Source organism: Oryzifoliimicrobium ureilyticum, from assembly GCF_037199735.1.
Taxonomy (GTDB): Bacteria; Pseudomonadota; Alphaproteobacteria; order Rhizobiales; family Rhizobiaceae; genus Rhizobium; species Rhizobium ureilyticus.
Genome location: NZ_JBBBVQ010000054.1, coordinates 1 through 4024, shown reverse-complemented (window position 1 = coordinate 4024; position 4024 = coordinate 1). Strand labels below are relative to the sequence as shown.

The window sequence follows — 4024 nt, the reverse complement described above, 5'->3', positions numbered from 1 at the left end:
ACTATCAAAAACGGGATTTTCATGTGCATTTTATTGGAATTTTCGTATGCATGTTATATATATATATATAAAAATATGCGCGATTGAGGTGGAGACCCGCGCCGTGGCATAATCTTGCCAAACCTGCTCTCAATCCCAGCGAAGAGCAACTCCTCCCATCAAGGATATGTCTCTGCACGGTCATACCGGGAGAAATCATGCTAGCAGGCCAATGCCCTCATTGCGGCGCTTTATGTGCCGCGTGCGCATTTGTTCGGAATGCTTATGCAGCAGGTATGATCGGGGTGTCGGCCTGGTGTGGGCCAGGAACATGACCCGCCGGCACAACCGCGGAAGCACCAAGAACATGCTTTTCCTGATCGTCGAAGAAGATATGGGCACCGCATGCTTTCAGGATCGGCGCCTTCTCGAATGTGCCGACAAAGTGAGCCTCGTCAGCGGGCGTTCCCCAAGCTCGTAGCGTGTGCACAACACGCGCATGAGCAGGAGCATTTCGTGCCGTGACGATGGCAATTCTCACCTTGCTGAAGCCGTTTCCATCCATATAGATTTCGCGCAGGAGAGAAAGCTTCTTGAGGAAATTACCAAATGGACCACCGGACATTGGGCTGGTGGCATTGTCTTTCTCGTGTGCTAAGAATGCCGCTAGCCCTTGGTCTTTATAGATTTGATCGGACTCCGCGCTGAAGACCACGGCATCGCCGTCGAAAGCGATCCGGACCTCGTCCTCGGCGATTTCAATGCGATTGGCAGGCAGCGATCCGAGCCTTGCCGCCGCCGCGCCCGCTTCCACCGCCGCTCGCACGTCATCAACTTCGTTTGAGAGAAAAAGATCGATCGCCCATGCAGACACATAGGGCCCGATCGGCCTTCCGCTTGTAAAGCTGCCGGTCTTGATCCCGAGGCCATAGGACTGAATCGAGTTGAAGGCCCGAAGGGAAAGATCGGGCGAGTTTCTCGACAACAGGACGACTTCGACAAAGGGCCGTTCCCCGTCGATATTGAGCCGCAGAAGGCGCTCGATTACGTCGAAGCCAGTCCCTTTGCCAATCGGCAGTTCCTCGCGTTGCAACTGCAGGTCAGAATAGGCCCACACGCCGTCGCGCACGAATACCGCGTGTTCTTCCTCAAGGTCGAACAACGCGCGCGTCGAAATGCCAATGCGAAGCGGGGCCGCCTGGAGGAGCCGTGCCTTCTCGTCAAGTTTTCGCATTTGCCAGCTTTCTACATTACGCAAGAAATCATCGGCTTATGTTGATATCCTCCGGAGGGCAGGCGCAACATCGAGGCGGCGGTTGTCCGCAGGAAAATGCGGCCGATTGCGATGTATCAGCTCGGATGCGGTGGTGTGTTCTCAGCGTCGTGCGTACGAGGCACTTGTTCTGAGTCGGATACTCAGGATTGCCTTGTGTTTTCGGTTGCTTCCCTCTTCTCGATGCTTTGAGAGCTCGATCGCCAGCATTTTCAGATCAGTTTCGCCTTGAACGGATATGAACCAACGGCCCGTTAAAGCCGCGGGATGAACCGGTTGAACTTACTGGGTGTCTTTCCTCGAGGCTGCGCCTAAGCTCTCTGCCTGTACTGGTGCTCGATGGTGAGAAGGGGCAGCATATCCGGGGAAATGCCGACTTTTAGACCTCGAACATGAGGGATCACTGGGGCCATTTTCATCGTTGATGGCGGGAATGCGCCTCCCTCAAGACGAGCTGATACCCACTTGACAACATTATTTTGGGTATTTAGGTAATGATCACTCAATAAATGTGAGAGCACGCTATGAGTGATGTCGGCACCGACAAGCCCAGGGGACGCCCAAGACTGTTTGACGAGGTCGTGGTCCTCGATCGCGCAATCGACCTGTTCAGTTCATCCGGCTTCTCGGCAGTTGGTATCAACGAACTTACCCGCGCGACCAGAGTGAAGGTCGGAAGCCTTTACAAGGCTTATCAAGACAAGGAAGGCCTCTTCTCCAAGGCGCTCGAACGCTACATCGCTCTTCGTGAGGGGGAGATAGCGGCCATATTAGCTCAAGCGGAAAACGGTCGCGCGCGGATAGCTGGACTGTTGCGGCTCTATGTACGCCTGAGTTCTGGCAAGGAAGGAAGGCTCGGGTGCCTCATGGTCGCAGGCATCGGCGAGATTTCAAAGTTTTCATTCGCGGGCAACATCTTGCATGGTCAGCTTTCTCGGCGGCAAATGCTTCTCGCCGACGTGGTCTCGCAAGGCAAAGCCGACGGCTCCATCACCACAGTGGCCGAACCAAACGTGGTAGCCAATCTTTTGCTCACCCTGCTCTACGGCATGCGAGTGGTGGGCAAGGCGGAGGCGCTGATCGGTGACACTGATGCCTTCGTCGATCTGGCCCTCAAAGTCCTGGATTGATCGACAAACCTCGCGAGCGGTCCGATCAGCAAAACCAAGTCCACCATCATTCCTTTACGACCTCGGCGCATCACCGCCGGGGGCCAGTAAAATCATAACGACAGGAGACATCATGACCAGTTTTGATATGCCTGACGCGCCGCAAGGGTTCGCGCATCGCTTCATCCGTGCCAACGGTTTACGCGCCCATTACGTGGTTGGCGGGGTTGAACATGGCGAGACAATCGTTCTCTTGGCGGGATTTCCTGAATCCTGGTACGCGTGGCGGCATGTCATTCCATTACTTGGAGAACGATACCGTGTCGTGGCGATCGATCTACCCGGCCAGGGCGATAGCGATCGGCCCATGGACGGCTACGATACACAAACGGTAGCTGAGCGGGTCCATGCTTTCATCGCCGCTATGGGAATCAAGCGGTACAGCCTAGTCGCTCATGACGTCGGTGCCTGGGTCGCCTTTCCCTACGCCCTGCTCTACGGCGACGAGGTCACTTCCCTTGTTCTAATGGATGCAGGCATTCCCGCCGTTACGATGCCGGAGATGCTGCCGACCTCTCCCGACAGATCGTGGAAGACGTGGCATTTCGCTTTCCATGCCGTTCCCGATCTCCCGGAGGCGCTTCTGCAGGGCCGCGAGCGCGAATACCTGTCATGGTTCTTCAAGGAAAAGACGGCTGACCCGACTTGCTACTCGGAGGCGACGATAGATGAATATCTCCGCATCTTTCGAGCGCCCGGTGGCATGAGGGCAGGTTTGAGCTTCTACCGCGCATCGGCGAAATCGGCTGAGCAAAATAAGCACCTGCTGCGTGATCGCAAATTGACGATGCCTGTGCTCGGATTGAGCGCCGACCAGGGCTCGATCCCTGATATCGCCGCGGCGATACGTCCCCATGCGACGGACGTCGTGGGCGAAGTCGTCGTCGGCTGCGGGCACTTTCAGCCCGAGGAGCAGCCGGCCGCGGTGGCAGAAGCCGTTCTTCGTTTTGTCGGTGGCGTTAGTGGGCGGGTTTGACCGCGCCATTAGTGAGCCCTTTTTCTTCAAAGTTTAAATGTAATGCGGCATCGGAGTTCAGAAATACGATCCCCCGCGTTGTTCACGACTGTCACGATATGTGCGACCTGAGAGATAGGTGACAAATCGTACCGGAGACATGGGTTACACTTTCCGACTTTATCGGGANCCTGAGAGATAGGTGACAAATCGTACCGGAGACATGGGTTACACTTTCCGACTTTATCGGGAGGTGTAGATGCCGTGGAGAGAGACTTCGGTCATGGATGAGCGTCTTCGATTTGTCGCCCGCTTGCTGGAAGGCGACAGTATGAGCGATGTGTGCCGTTCGTTCGGCATTTCGCGCAAAACTGGCTACAAGATCTTCAATCGCTACAAGGATGAAGGGCTGGAGGCGCTTACGGATCGGTCTCGACGGCCGGTGCGCTATGCCAATCAGTTGCCTGAGCCGGTGGAGGCGATGATTGTGCGGTTCAAGTGTGTTTAATCATGGAATATTGACCCCTGGAGGTGCGGACGAATTCTTGGACGAGCAGGAGATAGTTCATGTATTCGTACGAAGACCGCATGAGGGCCGTGCAGCTTTACATCAAGCTCGGCAAACGCGTGAAGGCGACGATCCGTCAG

Annotated in this window: 3 protein-coding genes and 1 pseudogene; 3 read left to right on the top strand and 1 reads right to left on the bottom strand. The window is 55.6% G+C overall.

Features of this window, described 5'->3' with window-relative positions; all coding sequences use genetic code 11:
• Nucleotides 1-262: 262 nt before the first annotated feature.
• A complete protein-coding gene (locus VQ830_RS28470) occupies nucleotides 263-1213 on the bottom strand; it encodes a 5'-nucleotidase (protein WP_337271506.1) in 951 nt (316 codons plus the stop codon).
• Nucleotides 1214-1776: 563 nt separating this feature from the next.
• Between VQ830_RS28470 and VQ830_RS28465 the strand changes: the two genes are divergently transcribed.
• From VQ830_RS28465 to VQ830_RS28455, 3 genes and pseudogenes are all read left to right on the top strand, one after another.
• On the top strand, nucleotides 1777-2382 hold the full coding sequence (locus VQ830_RS28465) for a TetR/AcrR family transcriptional regulator (RefSeq protein ID WP_337271505.1): 606 nt from the start codon (nucleotides 1777-1779) through the stop codon (nucleotides 2380-2382).
• A gap of 112 nt (nucleotides 2383-2494) precedes the next feature.
• On the top strand, nucleotides 2495-3397 hold the full coding sequence (locus VQ830_RS28460) for an alpha/beta fold hydrolase (RefSeq protein WP_337271504.1): 903 nt from the start codon (nucleotides 2495-2497) through the stop codon (nucleotides 3395-3397).
• Between the two features lie 238 nt (nucleotides 3398-3635).
• A pseudogene (locus tag VQ830_RS28455) lies at nucleotides 3636-3875 on the top strand (helix-turn-helix domain-containing protein); the annotation flags it as partial.
• Between the last annotated feature and the right edge of the window lie 149 nt (nucleotides 3876-4024).